Origin of the sequence: Aeribacillus sp. FSL K6-8210 (assembly GCF_037963925.1) — a bacterium.
Taxonomy (GTDB): domain Bacteria; phylum Bacillota; class Bacilli; order Bacillales; family Aeribacillaceae; genus Aeribacillus; species Aeribacillus composti.
Window position 1 is genome coordinate 1608395 of record NZ_CP150172.1, and the last position, 17871, is coordinate 1626265.

Annotated in this window: 17 protein-coding genes; 10 read left to right on the forward strand and 7 right to left on the reverse strand. The window is 38.2% G+C overall.

Going from position 1 to position 17871, the window contains the following annotated elements; all coding sequences use genetic code 11:
* Window positions 1-166 precede the first annotated feature (166 nt).
* Window positions 167-868, reverse strand: coding sequence for a Crp/Fnr family transcriptional regulator (locus NSQ41_RS07780; protein WP_082829469.1), 702 nt, complete (start codon window positions 866-868; stop codon window positions 167-169).
* 174 nt (window positions 869-1042) lie between these two features.
* Between NSQ41_RS07780 and NSQ41_RS07785 the strand changes: the two genes are divergently transcribed.
* The 5 genes from NSQ41_RS07785 (at window position 1043) to NSQ41_RS07805 (ending at window position 5754) form a co-directional block, all read left to right on the forward strand.
* On the forward strand, window positions 1043-1825 hold the full coding sequence (locus tag NSQ41_RS07785) for a hypothetical protein (protein WP_339211366.1): 783 nt from the start codon (window positions 1043-1045) through the stop codon (window positions 1823-1825).
* Between the two features lie 231 nt (window positions 1826-2056).
* Complete coding sequence (locus NSQ41_RS07790; RefSeq protein WP_066248517.1) at window positions 2057-2746, forward strand: Yip1 family protein; 690 nt, start codon at window positions 2057-2059, stop codon at window positions 2744-2746.
* 7 nt (window positions 2747-2753) lie between these two features.
* Complete coding sequence (locus tag NSQ41_RS07795) at window positions 2754-3878, forward strand: efflux RND transporter periplasmic adaptor subunit (protein WP_339211368.1); 1125 nt, start codon at window positions 2754-2756, stop codon at window positions 3876-3878.
* Window positions 3875-4564: an ABC transporter ATP-binding protein gene (locus tag NSQ41_RS07800; protein WP_339211370.1), complete on the forward strand. Its 690-nt coding sequence runs from the start codon at window positions 3875-3877 to the stop codon at window positions 4562-4564. The genes NSQ41_RS07795 and NSQ41_RS07800 overlap by 4 nt, the downstream gene beginning before the upstream one ends.
* Window positions 4561-5754: an ABC transporter permease gene (locus tag NSQ41_RS07805; protein ID WP_339211372.1), complete on the forward strand. Its 1194-nt coding sequence runs from the start codon at window positions 4561-4563 to the stop codon at window positions 5752-5754. The genes NSQ41_RS07800 and NSQ41_RS07805 overlap by 4 nt, the downstream gene beginning before the upstream one ends.
* Window positions 5755-5857: 103 nt before the next feature.
* Here NSQ41_RS07805 and NSQ41_RS07810 read toward each other — a convergent pair whose 3' ends face one another.
* Window positions 5858-7027: an FtsW/RodA/SpoVE family cell cycle protein gene (locus tag NSQ41_RS07810; protein ID WP_339195358.1), complete on the reverse strand. Its 1170-nt coding sequence runs from the start codon at window positions 7025-7027 to the stop codon at window positions 5858-5860.
* Between the two features lie 213 nt (window positions 7028-7240).
* On the opposite strand from NSQ41_RS07810, the gene NSQ41_RS07815 reads away from it, so the two are divergent.
* Window positions 7241-8095, forward strand: coding sequence for a DUF4349 domain-containing protein (locus NSQ41_RS07815; RefSeq protein ID WP_157727941.1), 855 nt, complete (start codon window positions 7241-7243; stop codon window positions 8093-8095).
* Between the two features lie 352 nt (window positions 8096-8447).
* Here the strand turns inward: NSQ41_RS07815 and NSQ41_RS07820 are convergent, their stop codons facing one another.
* The 3 genes from NSQ41_RS07820 to NSQ41_RS07830 form a co-directional block, all read right to left on the reverse strand.
* Window positions 8448-8579: a hypothetical protein gene (locus NSQ41_RS07820; protein ID WP_339199760.1), complete on the reverse strand. Its 132-nt coding sequence runs from the start codon at window positions 8577-8579 to the stop codon at window positions 8448-8450.
* A 382-nt stretch (window positions 8580-8961) separates the two neighbouring features.
* The gene (locus NSQ41_RS07825; RefSeq protein WP_339211374.1) at window positions 8962-9588 is read right to left on the reverse strand and encodes a LysE family translocator; all 627 of its coding nucleotides are present in this window, start codon (window positions 9586-9588) and stop codon (window positions 8962-8964) included.
* Window positions 9589-9884: 296 nt separating this feature from the next.
* A complete protein-coding gene (locus tag NSQ41_RS07830; RefSeq protein ID WP_339211376.1) occupies window positions 9885-11117 on the reverse strand; it encodes an aminopeptidase in 1233 nt (410 codons plus the stop codon).
* A gap of 147 nt (window positions 11118-11264) precedes the next feature.
* On the opposite strand from NSQ41_RS07830, the gene NSQ41_RS07835 reads away from it, so the two are divergent.
* Window positions 11265-12431 carry an acyl-CoA dehydrogenase family protein gene (locus tag NSQ41_RS07835; protein WP_339211379.1) on the forward strand — a complete coding sequence of 389 codons (1167 nt, stop codon included), beginning with the start codon at window positions 11265-11267 and terminating at the stop codon, window positions 12429-12431.
* 231 nt (window positions 12432-12662) lie between these two features.
* On the opposite strand, the gene NSQ41_RS07840 is transcribed toward NSQ41_RS07835, so the two are convergent.
* Window positions 12663-13880, reverse strand: a complete 1218-nt coding sequence (locus NSQ41_RS07840; protein ID WP_066251268.1) for an MFS transporter — start codon at window positions 13878-13880, stop codon at window positions 12663-12665.
* Window positions 13881-14145: 265 nt separating this feature from the next.
* The gene (locus tag NSQ41_RS07845; RefSeq protein WP_339211381.1) at window positions 14146-15183 is read right to left on the reverse strand and encodes a metal ABC transporter substrate-binding protein; all 1038 of its coding nucleotides are present in this window, start codon (window positions 15181-15183) and stop codon (window positions 14146-14148) included.
* A gap of 224 nt (window positions 15184-15407) precedes the next feature.
* Here NSQ41_RS07845 and NSQ41_RS07850 point away from each other — a divergent pair, with 224 nt between their 5' ends.
* Genes NSQ41_RS07850 through NSQ41_RS07860 form a run of 3 tightly spaced genes read left to right on the forward strand, consistent with a single transcriptional unit; the run spans window position 15408 to window position 17869 of the window.
* Window positions 15408-16181, forward strand: coding sequence for a sulfite exporter TauE/SafE family protein (locus NSQ41_RS07850; RefSeq protein ID WP_094245630.1), 774 nt, complete (start codon window positions 15408-15410; stop codon window positions 16179-16181).
* Window positions 16182-16203: 22 nt separating this feature from the next.
* Window positions 16204-17103 carry a LysR family transcriptional regulator gene (locus NSQ41_RS07855; protein WP_063389634.1) on the forward strand — a complete coding sequence of 300 codons (900 nt, stop codon included), beginning with the start codon at window positions 16204-16206 and terminating at the stop codon, window positions 17101-17103.
* Window positions 17104-17143: 40 nt separating this feature from the next.
* Window positions 17144-17869: an NAD-dependent protein deacylase gene (locus tag NSQ41_RS07860; RefSeq protein ID WP_339211383.1), complete on the forward strand. Its 726-nt coding sequence runs from the start codon at window positions 17144-17146 to the stop codon at window positions 17867-17869.
* Window positions 17870-17871 lie beyond the last annotated feature (2 nt).

Consider the following 17871-nt stretch of genomic DNA (forward strand, 5'->3'; position numbering starts at 1 on the left):
TTGTCCCGGCATAGTATTCCCTATTTTCATTGTTTTACTTGACAGAATATATGCACGACTAGATCTTTGTTAAATGAAAAATAAATAAAGAAAACTGGCGATTTGCCAGTTTAAAGTTCCGGATCCATCTCTGAAAGACAAGGCGCATATAAGATGTTTTTACAATTTAATCAATTCGGCAGTAGGAAACGGGGCAATTTTCACAATTGATTTCATCTTTTAAATATTGAAGATCATGAATGGTGATTTTTTTATTTTGAAAAGAAATTACGCCTTTTTTCCGCAAATTGCTCAACATTCGATTGATGCTTTCTCTAGTCGCTCCGCAAAAATTCGCAAGCTCCTGATTGGTCATGTCGATATTGATGAGAATGCCATTTTCAGTTTCTACTCCATAGGTGTTCGCCATTCGTATGAGTGTGGAGTATAAGGCACCTTTCTTCCCGTTTAAAATCAAATCGCGGAATTTTGTTTGAGTAATTTGATATTGCTCGCTCATCCATTTTAGGAACGAAAGGCTAAGATGCGGATTTTCAAACAGTTTGCATTCTAATCGTTCTTTTTTTATGAAATAAATAGAACTGTTTTCCAAAACTTTTGCGTTAAATATGTGCTTCGGGTCATTTGAAAAAATAGAAAATTCACCAATAAGGTCGCCTTTTTTGCAGATCTTTAGCGCCAATTCTCTTCCATCTGAAGTTGTTTTGCTTATTTGCACCAAGCCGGATTGGATGCAATATAATTCATGAACCTCCATGCCTTCTTGAAAAAGATATGTCCCTTCCCTCACGTTTATGATTCCGTCGAAATATTCATGCAAAGCACTCAATGGATCGGTTAAGAATGGATCCGCCACTTGTTTGACCATTATAAAACCTCCTTTCAAGAAGGAAACCATCTATATACCAATATTTTACCAGAACCTAGGAATCTTGATTGTGAAAAAATGGTGAATTGTGATGTAAAGCACATTTTTTTATGAATAAAAATTAGGTGATTACAAAAAAATAAAATGAATTTAAATGATAAGGAGGGAAAAAGAGTGCCGCAACGCATTCAATCGTATGTAAATCAAGCGCAGCAAGCATTGCAGCAGATTCAACAAATTGCCAAAGTACTGAAACAGCAAGAACAGCAAAACGCTAATCAAGCATTTAGCTCAAATCAATTTACAGCACAACAGACACAAGCATTTGGACAAAAGGAACAAAATGCGGTGCAAAATTTGCAGCAAATTGAAAATTTGGCTCAGTCGCTTCATAGTCAAGCACAGCAGCTGCAAAATTATCAACCGAAAAACCAGTATCAAGCAGTATACCAAGCTCAACAACCGCAAAATCAATATCAAAGTCAAGCATCCGGCTTCAGCTTCAATCCGTTAAGCGGACAAGCGAGCCAAACGAACATCAATGAAGTGCGCCAGCAAAATCAGCAATCAGCACAGCAAATACCGAACCAGTATCAATCGCAGCAATCATCCGGCTTCAGCTTTAATCCGTTAAGCGGACAAGCGAGCCAAACGAACATCAATGAAGTGCGCCAGCAAAATCAGCAATCAGCACAGCAAATACCGAATCAGTATCAATCGCAGCAATCATCCGGCTTCAGCTTCAATCCGTTAAGCGGACAAGCAAGCCAAACGAATGTCAATGAAGTGCGCCAGCAAAACCAGCAATCAGCACAGCAAATACCGAACCAATATCAAACGCAGCAATCATCCGGCTTCAGCTTCAATCCGTTAAGCGGACAAGCGAACCAAACAAACGTTAATGAAGTGCGTCAGCAAAATCAGCAATCAGCACAGCAAACCCAAACTCCGTTTTAAAAAAACGCGGCAAGCAGGAGCAAATTAGAGCTAAACAACATGCGGACAAAATGATAACCAAAGAGTTAATAACCTGTAAAAGACCGTAGAATGTATTTCTGCGGTCTTTTCATCATGTTAAGGGAAGTTTTTCAAAATATTTGTAAGAAATTCAAAAAATGTGAAACTTCATTCTTATCAATCTCGTAAAATAAATTGAAAATAATCATTATAATGGAGGAGATGACTTTAATGAGTGAGCAACTGAACATTCAGCATTCAAATGAAAAAGTGGATAAACCGTCGTTGTTAGGGATTGTGACAAGTCCGATTGAGACGCTTGAGCGGATCAAACAACAGCCAAAAGTATTGCTTCCATTAATTATTGTCATTATTATTTCATCTTTGGCAGCTTACCTTTCAGTGTTATCAGTCGACTATAGCATCGTGGAAGAGGAATTAGGTGCAGAAGGAGCAGCTTACGTCGGCGCATTTACAACAGTCGGTGCACTTGTGTCTGGTATCATTGGCGGACTTATTACACTATTGATTTCGGCACTCATTCTTTTTGCCATTGTAAAAATTGCCGGAAAACAAATTCGTTTTAAACAAATGTTTTCAATGACCGTTTTTATTTCTCTTGTTACTTCAATAGGAACACTGTTAAATGCGATTATTTTATATTTTGTCGGTGGAGGAGACATCACTAATCAAGTATTTACTAGTTTAAACAGTATTGTAGGAGCTGAAGGGGCGCTTGGATCATTTTTGTCATCTATCGAAATTTTTGGAATTTGGGGAACAATATTGACCGCTTTTGGGCTTCATCATGTAGGTCAACTGTCAAAAGGTGCATCATGGACTATTTCAATCGTTTTATTCATTCTTGGTAGTCTGCTATTGACATTATCTGGAGCAACACAATCATTAGTGGGGGCATAGTAATAGTATGAGAAAGAAAGTTTTGATCGGTGTAGGAGTAGCAGTTATCATCGCTTTATTTGTTGGGATCAGTATTTTTCGTGCTGCATCGAAGGAAAATCCGACTGTAGAAACAGTCAAATTGGAGCAAAAAGAAATTACCGGGAATGTTATGATTCCCGGTACTCTTCAATTAATGAATGAACAAAAAATTTATTATGATGCTGAAAGAGGAAAGATCAAAAAAATCCTTGTCAAAGAAGGGGACAAAATAAAAAAAGGAGCACCTCTCGTCATTTATGAAAACGAACAATTAGAGCTTGAAAAGGAACAGGCCAAGCTTTCGATTGAACAAAGCTATATCAAACTAGATCAAATCAATGAGCAGTTGGATGATCTGAAGAAAAAAGAAGAAGAATTGAAGAAACAAGTCGGTAAAGAAGAAGCAGAAAAGCAAATAGAAAATGAAAAAAATCAGCTGCAAATGGATAAAAAGATGACAAATCTTGAGCTTAAACAACAGAAGATTCAAAAGGAAACAGTAGAAAAGAAAATTTCAGAACTTGAAGTAAAAAGCGAAGTTGATGGAATTGTGATTACCGTAGATGAAGATGCATCAGTAGCAATGGGCGAAAATGTGAAACCGCTCATACATATTGGCAGTTTAAACAAAATGAAAGTGGAAGGGGTCATTTCTGAATACGATTCTTTAAAAATTAAAGAAGGTCAGTCTGTAGTTTTAAAATCTGATGTTGTACCTGATGCAAAATGGAAAGGGAAAGTATTGAAAATTGGCATTTTGCCTCAACAAAGCAGTGAGATGACAGAAACAGGAAATGAGGCTGTCCAGTATCCAGTGGAAGTTCTTGTCGAAGATCAGAACATCCCTGTGAAACCTGGCTTTAAATTGATTATGGAAATTGAAACGGAAAGAAAAAAAGCGAATGTTATTCCTCTTACCGCTGTTCAACAAGATGATGATCAACAATATGTTTATGTAGTGAAAAACGGAATAATAACAAGAAAAGAAATTAAAACCGGTACTTCAACCGATGAATATATTGAGGTAACGAGCGGTTTAACAAAGGATGACGAAATTGTTCGTGAGCCATCTGATGAAATTAAAGCCGGTGTGGAAGTGACAATCAAATGATCAAGCTGGAAGATGTGACGAAATCTTATAGAAACGGTAAAGAAACGATGGATGTGCTCAAAAGCATCAATCTAGAAATTCGGCAGGGGGAATTTGTGGCCATTATGGGGCCATCCGGTTCCGGAAAATCAACTCTCATGAATATTATTGGCTGTTTGGACCGGCCGACATCAGGAGCTTACTATTTTGAAGGTAAAGATATTTCGTCCCTTAATGACCAAGAACTTGCGAAAATACGTAACAAGAAAATCGGTTTTGTTTTTCAGCAGTTTCATCTCCTGCCTCGGTTGAGCGCCTTAAAAAATGTTGAACTGCCAATGATATACGCCGGTATTGGAAAAAAACAGCGGGATGAACTCGCTAAACAGGCTTTAATAAAGGTGGGGCTTGGCGATAGAATTCAGCATATGCCAAACGAATTATCGGGAGGCCAAAAACAACGGGTGGCAATAGCTCGAGCCATTGTGAATAATCCAAAGCTCATATTGGCAGATGAACCGACTGGAGCATTGGATACGAAAACAAGCGAAGCAATTATGGAACAATTTACAATGTTAAATAAAGAAGGGACAACCATCATTGTCGTAACGCATGAACATGAAGTGGCTCAATTTGCTAAGCGTACGATTGTAGTAAGAGATGGAGAAATTTTACAAGAAGATTTGGGACGGGGGAGCACATTATGAATTTGATGGAAAATTTTCGGATGGCGTTTTCCTCCATCCTTGCCCATAAGCTCCGTTCAATTTTGACAATGCTAGGAATAATTATCGGAGTCGGATCTGTTATTCTAGTTGTAGCAATCGGCCAAGGGGGCGAACAAGCCTTAAAAGCCCAAATTGCAGGCAGCAGCAATACGATAGAAGTGTATTATCAACCAAGTGAAGAAGAGTTGAAAGCAAATCCGAACGCAATGCTAGTGGATCCGTTTACACAAGAAGATGTTGAAGCGCTGAAGGGGATTCCTGAAGTCAAACAGGTTGTTGCTTCCACGACAAGTTCTTATCAAACAAGGTATAGAGAAGAAACAATCGATGCCACGGTTTATGGGATCAATGCGGCATATATGGATGTCAATCAATTAAACATTCATAAAGGCCGCCTGTTTACGGAAGCGGATTTTTTAGGCGGCAGGCGTGTTGCGATTATTAGCGACCAACTAGCAAAAGATTTATTTAAAAGTCAAAATCCGATTGGCGAGGTCGTTTGGGTATCGAATCAGCCGTTTGAAATTATCGGCATACTTGAAAAACCGACAGGAATTTTTGCCTTTGGCATGTCGGAAATTTACACTCCATGGACGGCCTATCGAAATGCTTTCGGCCAAACGAATTATACGCAAGTAACGCTTGAAGCAGTTAGTGCAGACGAAATCAAAGCTGCAGGGGAAAAAGCTGAGCAATTGCTAAACGACATGCATCAAACAGAAGATTCGTATCAAGTGGTGAATTTTGAAGAAATTGCAGAATCCATCGGCCAAATTACCCGTATTATGACCATGATTATCGGAAGCATAGCCGGAATTTCCCTCGTAGTTGGCGGCATCGGTGTCATGAACATCATGCTCGTCTCCGTCACCGAGAGAACGAGGGAAATCGGGATCCGTAAAGCGCTAGGGGCAACAAGAAGCCAAATTTTGCTGCAATTTTTAATTGAATCGATGACATTAACATTAATTGGGGGAACTTTAGGGATTTTATTAGGTGCAGGAATTGCATCCATTATTTCCATTTTTGCCGGTTGGCCATCATTAGTATCATGGCAGGTTGTCGTCGGCGGACTGTTGTTCTCCATGTTTATTGGGATTCTCTTTGGACTATTGCCGGCAAACAAGGCGGCAAGATTGGATCCAATCGAATCGTTAAGATATGAGTGATACAGAAAGCTGCTGGCTCTGCCTTCCATAGGCGAGAAAAATTCATGCTAATACAAACTGTTTTTTAAACAAAACAAAAAAGGTGTCCAACTTTATTGGACACCTATTCTTTTGAAAACATAGATACACGATGGTGCCATCGGATACTGAAAATCAATCCGATCGCCATCATGCTGCCAATAAGGGAGCTTCCTCCATAGCTGATAAAAGGAAGCGGTATACCTGTAATCGGCAGAAGGCCAATCGTCATGCCGACATTTTGAAATACATGGAAGACAAACAAGCTGATGACGCCAGTACAAAGATAGCTGTTAAACGGTTCAGTTGTTTCAATTGACACTTTAATGATGTGATAGATTAATAAGAAAAATAAACTAATGACAATACTAGTGCCGATAAATCCAAATTGCTCCCCAATCACACTGAATATAAAGTCGGTGTGGTTTTCAGGGATATATACTTGTCCATGCCCAACCCCTTTTCCGAAAATTTGTCCAGATCCGATAGCTTTTAGAGAATTGAGCAAATGATAGCCTTCAGCGCTTTTATATCCTTCGGGATTTAACCATGCATAAATCCGGCCGAACTGATATTGCTTGACACCTAAATATTTGGCAAGAAATTCAGGCATTCGCAATACAAGATAAAAAATTGTTGCAGCAAAGAGGGTTACGATGAGAAACCCTAATGTAAGAATCCGCCAAGATATACCTGAAACAAGAATAAGGCCGGCTAAAATGGCAAACATGACAAGCGCAGTCCCAAAGTCAGGCTGCAGTATAACGAACAATACCGGTACTGCTGTCGTCACACCCATTTTACATAACAAAATGAGATCGGTTTGAATGGTTCGATGCAAATACTTTTGATGATGCTTGCAAATAATATGGCTCAAAGCAATGATTAAGAAAACTTTCATGATTTCTGAAGGTTGAAACGAAAAACCGGGAAGAGTAAACCATGCTTTAGCGCCATTTATTTCTTTAGCAATTTTTGCCGGTGAAATCATTAACAAAAATAGAAGAAATATCCCAAAACCGTATAAATACCATGTCATTTTTTGAATTTGTTCTGAATCGAACAGCATGACAACTCCGGCAATAAGACAGCTGGCTGCATAGAAGGCAATTTGCTTAAAAATAAAGTTTACCGCATATTGCCCTGAAGTCATTTGCGCTCCGTAAATGGCCACGCAGCTCGCGCAAAATAGTAGAAATATAATAAATGCTAATTGATAATCAAACCGCGATTGCGCCTTTTTGTTAGAATCCATGAAGCCCACCAACTTTATGAAAATGATTTTTTTAGAAGAGTAGAATTTCCTTATGTTAGACGAATGGTAAAAGCGAAAGGTTTCAAGCGCAAGTACGTTTATTATAGTAGCACACTTTCATTTGTTTGCACACATTTTATTCATCTATTTAAGATACCTTTGCTTCATTATTTCGTCTAATCCATAAACTGTCATTAACTGGAGATGATGAAAATGAAGAAAGTCTTGATTGGTTTGTTGCTGCTCTTCTTGGTCGCCTGCAGCAATTCAGAACAAAAATCATCCGTAGAAAGTGCTAAAATGGATCAGACCATGATAGAGAAAAAAATTGAAAAAAAAGGAGAAATGGAAACAGTTGAAGCGAAATCAGCTGCCAGCACATACTCAAACGAACGAAAAGTTATGTACACTGCGAATATAACGGCAGAAGTGGTAAGCTATGATGAAACGATTGCAAACTTAACAAAGAAGGCCGAAAGCAGAGGGGGCTATATCATTCAATCAAATGCAGTGGAACAGGATGGAAAGATCGAGGCATATGTAACGTTCCGCATTCCTCAAAATGAACTTCAACGATTTATAGAGGAAGTGAAAAAGGCAAGCAAATCAGTCAAATCGGAGCAAATGACTGGTGAAGATCAAACAGAAGAATATGTCGATTTAAACTCTCGATTGAAATCGAAGCAAGCGGTTGAAGCTCGGCTCCTTAAATTTATGGAATCGGCTGAGAAAACAGAAGACTTGTTGAAAATTTCGGAAGATTTGGCAGCTGTCCAAGAAGAAATCGAACAATTAAAGGGCAGAATAAAATATATTGAAAATAGAACAGACTATGCAACAGTTGAACTGCAATTAACAGAAATAAAATCTCATGAAAATTTTTCAAAGGATTTTAATACGTGGGAAAAAACGAAAGAACAATTTTTGACAAGCATTCATTGGATTGTTCAGGCGGCATCTTGGATTGTTGTGCTCGTTGTAGGGAATTTACCAATTGTTTTATTGGCGCTTATTATATTTTTCTTCGTCTATCGAACATTTAAAAAGAAACAGGAGAAGACTGAGTAATCTTTTTTACTTATGGATCGAGCTGTTAAAATGATGAAGACCGCACAATTTATTAATGAAATTGTGCGGTCTTTTTCAATTTGAATTTTTTAACTCCGTCTTCAAAGAAGCTTGCGAGCCAAGGCATGTTTTTTTAGGGGTATCTTTAATTCGTTTTTTCGCATAATAGAGGCCCTCATTATTGTTTTAGAAACGTTGATATATTGAGGATTTCGCTTTCCGGAAAGCCCTGGAAATACCGATTGCAGCGCTTTTGCTTTCGTCATCGTTTGTTTATTATGGGCAGTTTCGGACTTCACGTACTAAAAATGTGAAGTCTCTTTGTTATGAATTCGCTGCGTTTATTCTGCATTTAATTAACTAAGTAGTATAAAATATATCCGCAAATGATCGATAAAAAAAGATGCTGAAGAAACCGCTGCAAACGATGTTCAAAAAATGTTTTTATTTGTAGAGCCGGCTTAGTTTTTTCTGCGTTCACCATGTTCACCTCTCATTTGTACAAATATATGCGAATTAGAAGGTTAAAATGAATAAACACCTTCAAATGATTGGAATGATAATTATTCAGCTTGACGATTTTGTTTTTTGGGAGAAGGATGATAGGAAGAATTCAGTTATTTAGGAGGACAAATGGATTAATAAACGTAGAATTATAGCAGACAAAAGAAGCTGTAAAAAGAATGAGTTTGGACGGCTTTAAAACATGTTGAAAAAATCGATCTTACTGCCTTAAGAAAAAATAGTGCGGGAAAGTAATGATGTTGATTCGGTCATTCATCTTCTAAACAAATGAAGTAGGGGGCAGAGTAAAAAAACTAGAGCGAAAAAAATTTCGCTCCTGACGTTCCCCCTCATTGTATCTACTAAATTTTTGTAAAAAGCAGCTTTCCGCCAAGAACTGCAAATAAAATAGATTTGCCGTAATGAATAGCAGAAACTGTTTTTTTAGATTGAAACAGAATTTTTATTTTGCCAGCTAATGCTGAAAATAAGGAAAACAATACCAATGCCTGTACAATGAAAATAAGACCTAGCACAAACATGTCGAGCTGAACATGGCCGCTGTTTGTTGATACAAACTGCGGCAAGAAAGCTAAAAAGAACAATGACACCTTCGGATTTAACAGGTTCATCAAGATGCCTCTTTTATATAAAGAAAAGAGTGAAAGACTTTTTACATTTGCTATTTTACCGGAAACTGCTGATTTCCCTTCCTTATAAGATTCCCATGCTAAATATAACAGATAGATCGCACCGACAGATTTAATAGCTGTAAAAATAACAGTAGATTGATAGAGTATGGCTGACAGTCCGAGAGATGCGATTAAAGTATGTCCGATAAGTCCGGTGCAAAGTCCGAGAGAAGTGATGAACCCCGCTCGAAAGCCGTAAGACATGCTTTGTGCAATGACAAATAAATTATCGGGTCCTGGTGCAACGGTTAATAAAATAGAAGCTGCAAGAAAACTTAAAATGATGGACAATTCCATTTTTTACGTTCTCCTTTTCGCATAGTGGATCATTATAAAGTTTGGCTGTTTTTTTCTTTGAATAAGAATGAAAAGGGCAAAGTCAAATGACCGCCCATTAGCATGATAAAGTACGATTCGATTCAAAGAAGACAAATACTATGATGATGTTGATGCAGCAAATAAGCAAAACGAGAAATATAGAGCTTTTACTGACTTGCCTGAAACAAACGTCAAGGATGTACGGTACAGTTTCAGATAAGTGTTGTGCAATATTTAAGCAAGGCTTTCATGAGAAACGATCAGCCGGTCCTTTTTTAAAACGCCCAATTTCCTTTTCGGAAGATTGGTTCACGTGTGCCGTCCGGAAGAATGCCGTCGATGTCCATTTCTGCACTTCCGATCATAAAATCAACATGTGTAATGCTTGTGTTGAGACCATGCTGTTTCAATTCATCCTCTGTCATCGTTTTTCCGCCTTCTAAGCAAAACGCATAGGCACTGCCGATCGCTAAATGGTTTGAAGCATTTTCGTCAAACAACGTGTTATAAAATAAAAGATTTGACTTTGAGATCGGTGAGTTATGAGGTACTAAAGCAATTTCACCTAAATAATGAGAGCCTTCATCTGTTTCGACTAATTGCTTCAAAATTTCTTTGCCTTTTTCGGCTGTTACATTTGTAATGCGTCCTTGTTCAAATGTGATGACAAAATTTTCGATTAAATTTCCGCCGTAGCTTAACGGTTTTGTGCTAGTCACATAACCATTTACCCCATCTTTTTTCGGAGCTGTGAACACTTCTTCTGTAGGCATGTTTGCCATGAAAGAAACGCCTTTTTCATTAACGCTTCCTGCTCCCACCCATAGGTGCTTTTCAGGCAGTTCAATAGTTAAATCCGTTCCAGGAGCTTGATAATGGAGCTTTCTATATTTTTTCGCATTTAAATAATCGACTTTTTGATGAAGGTTTTCATTATGTTTTTTCCATGCAGAAACCGGATCTTCCTCATTAATACGTGTTGCTTGAAAAATAGCATTCCATAATTTTTCAACTCGAAGCGATTTTTCTTCATTTGGAAAAACTTTCTCCGCCCATTCTTCGCTTGCGGCAGCGATAACCGTCCAGCTGACTTTATCCGATTGTATGTATCTGCGAAACGTATTTAAAGCCGTTCCAGACGCTTTCTGGAAATTAGCGATTCTCTCAGGCTGAATGCCTTTTAATAAATCAGGGCTTTGGGACACAATAGAAATAAAAGCTGCATTTCTTTCTGCTAGGGCAGTTCTTTCGAGAGACTTCCATTCAGGATATTCTAAAAACACGTCATCAGGAGCCTTTTCATATTTTAATCTTGTTAAAACATCATCTTGCCAGTCGATATGAATATTCCTTGCACCAACCTCATAAGCTTTTTCCGCAATAAATCGGACGAGTTCTTTTGCATCTATGCTTGCAGAAATGAACAATTCTTGTCCTTTTTGAACATTGACTCCGACCTTGACGGCAAGTTCTGCATATTTTTCAAGCTGCTGTTTGAAAGTTGTCATCATCATTCTCCTTTATTTCCTACATATTTTTTTCTGTATTTTACCAAAAAAATTAAAATAAAACCAATTGGATTGCTTAACGAAAATGAATAATAGAGCTACAATAGAGATAGAAAAGAAAGAAAAAGAAACAGGTGTGTGAAGAATATGAATTTTTTAGATGAAATGGTTATTGTCAACAAATCGCATCGAGAATTAAGAGAAAAAGCCGAAAAACTTGCGGAGAAGTTCGCGGAGCGAGCAGCGAAAAATGATCAGGAATCTTCGTTTCCATTTGAAAACTTTTCAGATTTAAAAACGGAAGGATTTCTGAAATTAACTGTGCCAAAAAAATATGGAGGAAATGAAATTTCTTTATATGAATTTCTGCTTGTGCAAGAAAAAATTGCAGAAGGAGATGGCGCAACAGGTTTATCGTTAGGGTGGCATAATGGAATCGTAATGGATTTATCCGAATCAAAAAAATGGGATGAACGCACGTTTGAGCGCATTTGCGAAGAAATTGTCGCTGAAGGAAAATTAATCAATAGCTGTGCATCAGAACCGGCTGCCGGAAGTCCTGCAAGAGGCGGAAAACCAAAAACAACGGCAAGAAAAGAAGGAAGCAGCTGGATTATTAATGGCCATAAATCGTTCACATCACTGGCCCCGATTCTAGATTATTTTATTGTAACCGCAACAATTGAAGAAACAGGTGAGGTTGGCGAATATTTAGTCCCAAAAGGAGCAGAGGGGCTTTCCATAAAAGAAACATGGGATACAATCGGCATGCGCTCGACAAGAAGCGACGATTTATTACTGCACAACGTAAAGGTCGAAAAAGACGCTCTCGTTTCGATCAGACAAGCTACATTCAGTCCTTCCACTCCGAAAGGATGGCTTTTACATATTCCTGCCTGCTACCTCGGGATCGCTATCGCCGCAAGAAACTTTGCTGTCAAATATGCAAAAGAGTATCAACCTGCCAGTCTTTCTCATCCAATTTCAGAACTTTCGGAAGTGCGGCGAAAAACAGCTGAAATGGATCTGGAGCTTACAAGCGCACGGCATTTTATGTACAGTGTGGCGAAAAAATGGGATGAACAGCCGCATTTACACGAACAAATGGGGCATGAGCTGGCTGCCGTAAAATATGTTGCCACAAACAGTGCGATCAAAGTCGTTGACCTAGCCATGCGAATTGCAGGCGGACAAAGCTTAAGAAAAGAATACCCATTGGAGCGCTACTATCGGGATGTCAGATGCGGTCTTCATAATCCTCCAGCAGATGATATAACGTTAAAAATTTTCGGTGACCGTGCTTTTCAAGAATAAAAGAACACAAAAGGCGTTTTCTCAGGCTGAAAAGTTGATGGACAGCCGAAAAACGCCTTTTATTATTTCTGTGTTCATTCGTTCCTTAGTACAAATAAAAGCTTTCATTTATTACATTTGAACAAAAAATTGTTCATTGGTTTTAACTTCATTCAATCTTTTTTTATTGTCAAAACAACTTTGTCTTTTGTTTCACATCAATTGAAAAGTAGCTGCTGTCTTGTAAAAATGTTAAGATGTCCATTCTTTCAGCTTTTGATCGGAAGGTAAAAGCATGGAGAGCATGCCGATAAATGGAAGAAAGCCGCACGCGATCATAACTGGCTTTAAGCCGAATAAGTCCGCGAGAGCACCGAGCACGACTGATCCTAAAGCGCCTAAACCGAAGGCAAGACCGACCATTAAGCCTGATGCAGTTCCGATTTTTCCAGGCATTAGCTCTTGTGCGTATACGACAACTACAGAAAAACTTGACAAAATAATAAAGCCGTTAATGAGCATTATTGGAATTGCCCAAAATTCATTCACATAAGGCAAAATGACCGCCAGCGGAGCTGATCCAAGCATTGAGAAAGCAATGATATTCCGTCTTCCGAAACGATCTGAAAGCGGCCCTCCTAAAAATGTTCCGATTGCACCTGCTGCTAAAAATATAAAAATATATAGCTGTGTTTTGCTGATGGAAAGTCCATGTTCATGAATTAAATAAAAAGGGTAAAAATTAGTGATTGCTGCATGATACCATGAACGAGCAAAAACTAAGAAGATGAGCAGCATAAGTCCAATTTTCACTTGCTTTTTTCGAGCGGCAGGAACTTGCACAACGGCTTTTTTTGCGCTTGTTTTTTTTCGGCTGTCGAGCTTTTCCTTATACCAATTTGCAATGTATAGAAGGACGATGACGGCCATGCCGGCAATTAAAGTAAACCAAATCGCGCCAAATTGTCCCATAGGGACGAAAATAAGAGCTGTCATAATGGGAGCAAGAGATTGTCCGGCATTACCTCCAACTTGAAAAATGGATTGGGCGAGCCCTTTTCGTTCTCCCGCTGCTAAATGCACCACTCTTGAACCTTCCGGATGAAAAACGGCTGAACCGATTCCGACGAAAAATACCGAAACTAAAACAATCCAATAATTAGGTGCAAAAGCAAGTCCCAGCATGCCGAAAAACGTACACGTAAGCCCGATGGGCAGCAAATAAGGCATCGGTTTTTTATCTGTATAAAACCCGACAGCAGGCTGAAGCAAAGATGCCGTTAGCTGAAGGCTGAATGTAATGAATCCAAGCTGCATATATGTAAGATTCATTGATTTTTCCAATATAGGGAAAACTGCTGGAATAACAGCTTGAATCGAATCGTTTAGAAGATGAACAAATCCGATAATAAATAATATTCTGTATAATGTAATTTGACCCATATTCTGTTTTTGAACAGCTGCTTCCATTTTGGTTTCTCCTCTCATATTTATTCGTATGTCTAAATATTTTACTTGATTTTACAAAAATATGAAATAAAAAAGTTTAACGATTTACAGTAGTTTTATTATGTAAACTTAGTATATATAAAGGTCTGTCTAGAAAGTCAAATTTCCATTGAAAACAAAAAACTCATAAACATCGATATAACAACGTTTTCTAAAGCATGAAAGGGGGCATCAATAAGCCAAAAAAGACTCATTGGACAGCCCCCTAAAAGCGTGCAAATAGTATTTAATTTAAAGCTTCAGATAACGTTTCAAGATTGCGTTTCATAATGCTGAAGTAGTCTTCGTTATTGTTTAAATCTGTTTCCGAAACACTTTCTAAATTATGTAGCGTTAATGATTTGGCACCAATTTCTTGTTGGATGATTTTTGCTACTTTTTCAGATACATTTTGTTCAAAGATCACATGTTTTAAATGATGTTTTTTCGATAGTTCAATGATTTTGACAAGCTGCTTTTGACTAGGCTCATCTGTTGGAGATAATCCCGATATTGGAATTTGTTCAATATCGTAGCGGTCTTCCCAATAACCATAAGCAGCATGAGCTACAAGAATATATTTTGTTTTCGATTTTTTAATTGTTTCTTGAAATGATTGATCCAGTTCTTCAAGATCTTGTTTAAGTTGAGCGAAATTTTGTTCAAAATATTCTTTTTGATCAGGAGCCGCTTCCGTTAAAGCGTTCTTGATGTTTTCCGCAAGAGTAATGGCCCTATTTGGATCAAGCCATACATGAGGGTCAACATCTCCATGTGCATGATCGTGTTCCTCTTCGTTTTGGTTCCCATGTTCTTCTTCATGATCTGAATCTTCTTCATGATGTGAATGCTCTTCTTCTCCACTTTCATGGTCATGTTCATCTTCGGACGCACTTAATAATGGGATTCCTTCAGCTGCTTTTACAATTTTGACATTGCCGTCTTTCAGCGTTTTTTCTGCCTTATCGGCAAATCCTTCTATACCAGCTCCAGTATAGATAAATAAATCCGTTTTCGCAATTGCTTCCAAAGTTTTTAATGTAGGTTCATACGTGTGGGCTTCTACATTCGGCGGGTAAACACTTTCGACGTGAACGTATTTACCGCCGATTTTTTTAGTGAAATCTGTCAGTGGATAGATTGTTGTATAAATTTCAATTTCTTTTTGATTGTTTTTGTCCTCATTATGATTGTTCGTTTCGGAAGCATTGTTGTTATTTTGGCCGCAGCCGATAGGAAAGATTGCAAGCATTGCCATTAAAAATGCAAAAAAGACTTTTTTCATCGATTTGAACTCCTTTCAAAATATATGTGTACCCCGTTGTATTAAATCGTAATGATTTCGATTTAATTATATATAACATTTTCTAAATGGGCAAGGCTAGAAGCACTAAAAACAAAAATATCACAAACTATAACATTTTGTTATACCCCATGTTGAATAAGCATTTCACACCAATCCTTCTCACTGGTACCCTTTAATTAGGATATTAACAGAGGTGAACTTGAATGGTGGAAATGGTTTTGCTGCTCGCTCTTGGACTTTTGTCAGGCGCTTATGGGGTAATGGTGGGAGCAGGGGGAGGATTTGTGTTTGTTCCTGCTCTCTTATTGCTGTTGAAATTGCCTCCTGAAATTGCAGCTGGTACGGGTCTTGTTGTGGTTTTTCTCAATTCCATATCAGGGTCGATGAATTATATACGGCAAAAGCGTGTTCATTTTTCTATCAGTTGGCCGATCATCTTCGGCTCCATCCCGGGAACGTTTATCGGCACTTGGCTGTTGGGAATTATTTCACCCGACTTTTTTTATTGGATATTTGCCGCTGCTTTATTCATGCTCGGGATGTTTTTGCTTTTAAAAAAAGCTCCGGAAGAGCCGGAACATAGTATGAAAGCAGGTTTTTTCAATGAGGGCAGAAACCGTTTAAAAGCTGTTTTTTTATTCATCATCGGACTTTTGTTGGGAACTTTATCGAATTTTTTTGGAATTGGCGGCGGATGGTTGCTCGTTCCCATTTTAATTTATTTATTGAAGATTCGTCCTCACGACGCAACTGCGATTTCTCTTTTTGCATTATCGATCTATTCACTTGTTGGTGCGCTGAATCAAATTGCATTAGGGAATGTTAATTGGACGGCCTGCTTGTGGGGCGGTATAGGAGTGATGATCGGCTCTCAACTGGGAGCTATCTTATCAACAAAAGTGCCTGGAAAATGGATTTTGCAAATGTTGTCTTTTTTGCTGATAGGTGTTAGCATGAAGTTGTTTTTAAGTGTTTAAATTGTAAGGAAGTGATTCCGAATTGGATTTGGAAAGTTTAAAAATGTTTTGTCTTGTTGTTGAGGAAGGGAGCATCAGCCGTGCTGCAAAGCTTGTCTATGTGTCCCAGCCGGCTGTTACGAGAAAAATCCATCAACTAGAGGATTATTATGGAACCCCATTGTTTGACCGTTCGAACGGAAAAATGACTTTGACAAAAGCCGGCAAAATGTTATATCCGATTGCCAAAAATATTGTGGAAGAAATTCAACAATCAAAAGAAGCAGTAAAGGAAATAACCGGACACAAAGATTTTACACTAAGTGTCGGAGCGACGTTGACAATTGGGGAATATCTTTTGCCTAGTCTGCTCGGAAAATTTAAAAAAGAAGTGCCAGATGTAAAGCTTTCATTAGCGATTTCTAATACTCCGGGCATTATTGATCGGCTTGTTGACCGCAAAATTGATATCGGATTTGTAGAGGGAGTTGTAGAAAACAGCATTTTTCATGTAAAAAAGCTTGTCGATGACGAGCTTATTTTAGTATGCGGAAGAGAGCATCCTTTGAAGGAGAAAAAACAAATTGACATTGAAGAGCTGGCAAAAGAAAAAATGATCTGGAGAGAAAAAAATTCAGGAACCCGTCTCATTATCGAAAATACTTTAAAAAAATATGGGGTGTTAGATAAAATAAATTATTATATGGAGCTAGGAAGCACGCAGGCTGTAAAAGCTGCTATAGAATCCGGGCTGGGAATCGGCTTTTTGCCGAGGATTACGGTGTCAAGAGAGCTGAAATACGGCTACTTACATGAATTGAAAATAAAAGATGTGGAAATTAAACGGCATTTATCGATATTGTCTCGGACTGAACGGTTCCGCAAAGAAATTGTTGACGAATTTATTGATTTCATTTATAAAAAAATGGTAAGTTCAGGTTAAAATAATTGTTTTCACAATTAATAAAAAAGGATGAAAAAAGATGGCTTTGATATCCGAAATCGCTGATCTTTTGCAACAATCTGAACATGCTGTTGTATTTACTGGCGCAGGGATGTCCACTGCCAGCGGAATTCCGGATTATCGTTCAAAAACTGGTTTGTGGCGCAAAAAGGATCCGAGTAAATTGGCAAGCATTGAAGCGATGGAGACAAACCGTGATGAATTTATTCAATTTTATAAAGAACGCCTTCAATTATATAAAAGCAAATCTCCGAATGAAGGACACTACTTGCTGGCAAAATGGGAAAAGGAAGGGAAGATTCAATCGATTATTACTCAAAACATTGATGGGTTCCATCTCTTAGCAGGAAGCAAAAACGTAATTGAACTTCATGGAACACTTCAAACGTTTCACTGCCACAATTGCGGCCAACGCTTTCTAAATGATGTATACTTGAAAAATCAATATTATTGCGGCTGCGGAGGCTTTATTCGTCCTTCCATTACACTGTTCGGAGAGCTGCTTTCGGAAGATGCTTTTAGAGATGCGGAGCTTGAATGTGAAAAAGCAGACGTTATGATCGTGCTTGGTTCATCTTTAACAGTTCGGCCAGCGAACGAAATACCGTTTTTGGCAAAAAGGATGGGAGCAGTATTAGTGATTGTCAACCAAGAACAAACAGACTTCGATGAATGGGCTGATTTTGTTTTTCATAACGATATTTTACAAATTTTGAATGAATTGAATAATCGATTGAACAGGTGAAA

Excerpts from the sequence above, each read along its gene's own strand:
- NSQ41_RS07780 (WP_082829469.1), bottom strand. The coding sequence starts at position 868 with ATGGTCAAACAAGTGGCGGATCCATTCTTAACCGATCCATTGAGTGCT.
- NSQ41_RS07790 (WP_066248517.1), top strand. The coding sequence starts at position 2,057 with ATGAGTGAGCAACTGAACATTCAGCATTCAAATGAAAAAGTGGATAAA.
- NSQ41_RS07795 (WP_339211368.1), top strand. The coding sequence starts at position 2,754 with ATGAGAAAGAAAGTTTTGATCGGTGTAGGAGTAGCAGTTATCATCGCT.
- NSQ41_RS07800 (WP_339211370.1), top strand. The coding sequence starts at position 3,875 with ATGATCAAGCTGGAAGATGTGACGAAATCTTATAGAAACGGTAAAGAA.
- NSQ41_RS07805 (WP_339211372.1), top strand. The coding sequence starts at position 4,561 with ATGAATTTGATGGAAAATTTTCGGATGGCGTTTTCCTCCATCCTTGCC.
- NSQ41_RS07810 (WP_339195358.1), bottom strand. The coding sequence starts at position 7,027 with ATGGATTCTAACAAAAAGGCGCAATCGCGGTTTGATTATCAATTAGCA.
- NSQ41_RS07815 (WP_157727941.1), top strand. The coding sequence starts at position 7,241 with ATGAAGAAAGTCTTGATTGGTTTGTTGCTGCTCTTCTTGGTCGCCTGC.
- NSQ41_RS07820 (WP_339199760.1), bottom strand. The coding sequence starts at position 8,579 with ATGGTGAACGCAGAAAAAACTAAGCCGGCTCTACAAATAAAAACATTT.
- NSQ41_RS07825 (WP_339211374.1), bottom strand. The coding sequence starts at position 9,588 with ATGGAATTGTCCATCATTTTAAGTTTTCTTGCAGCTTCTATTTTATTA.
- NSQ41_RS07830 (WP_339211376.1), bottom strand. The coding sequence starts at position 11,117 with ATGACAACTTTCAAACAGCAGCTTGAAAAATATGCAGAACTTGCCGTC.
- NSQ41_RS07835 (WP_339211379.1), top strand. The coding sequence starts at position 11,265 with ATGAATTTTTTAGATGAAATGGTTATTGTCAACAAATCGCATCGAGAA.
- NSQ41_RS07840 (WP_066251268.1), bottom strand. The coding sequence starts at position 13,880 with ATGGAAGCAGCTGTTCAAAAACAGAATATGGGTCAAATTACATTATAC.
- NSQ41_RS07845 (WP_339211381.1), bottom strand. The coding sequence starts at position 15,183 with ATGAAAAAAGTCTTTTTTGCATTTTTAATGGCAATGCTTGCAATCTTT.
- NSQ41_RS07850 (WP_094245630.1), top strand. The coding sequence starts at position 15,408 with ATGGTGGAAATGGTTTTGCTGCTCGCTCTTGGACTTTTGTCAGGCGCT.
- NSQ41_RS07860 (WP_339211383.1), top strand. The coding sequence starts at position 17,144 with ATGGCTTTGATATCCGAAATCGCTGATCTTTTGCAACAATCTGAACAT.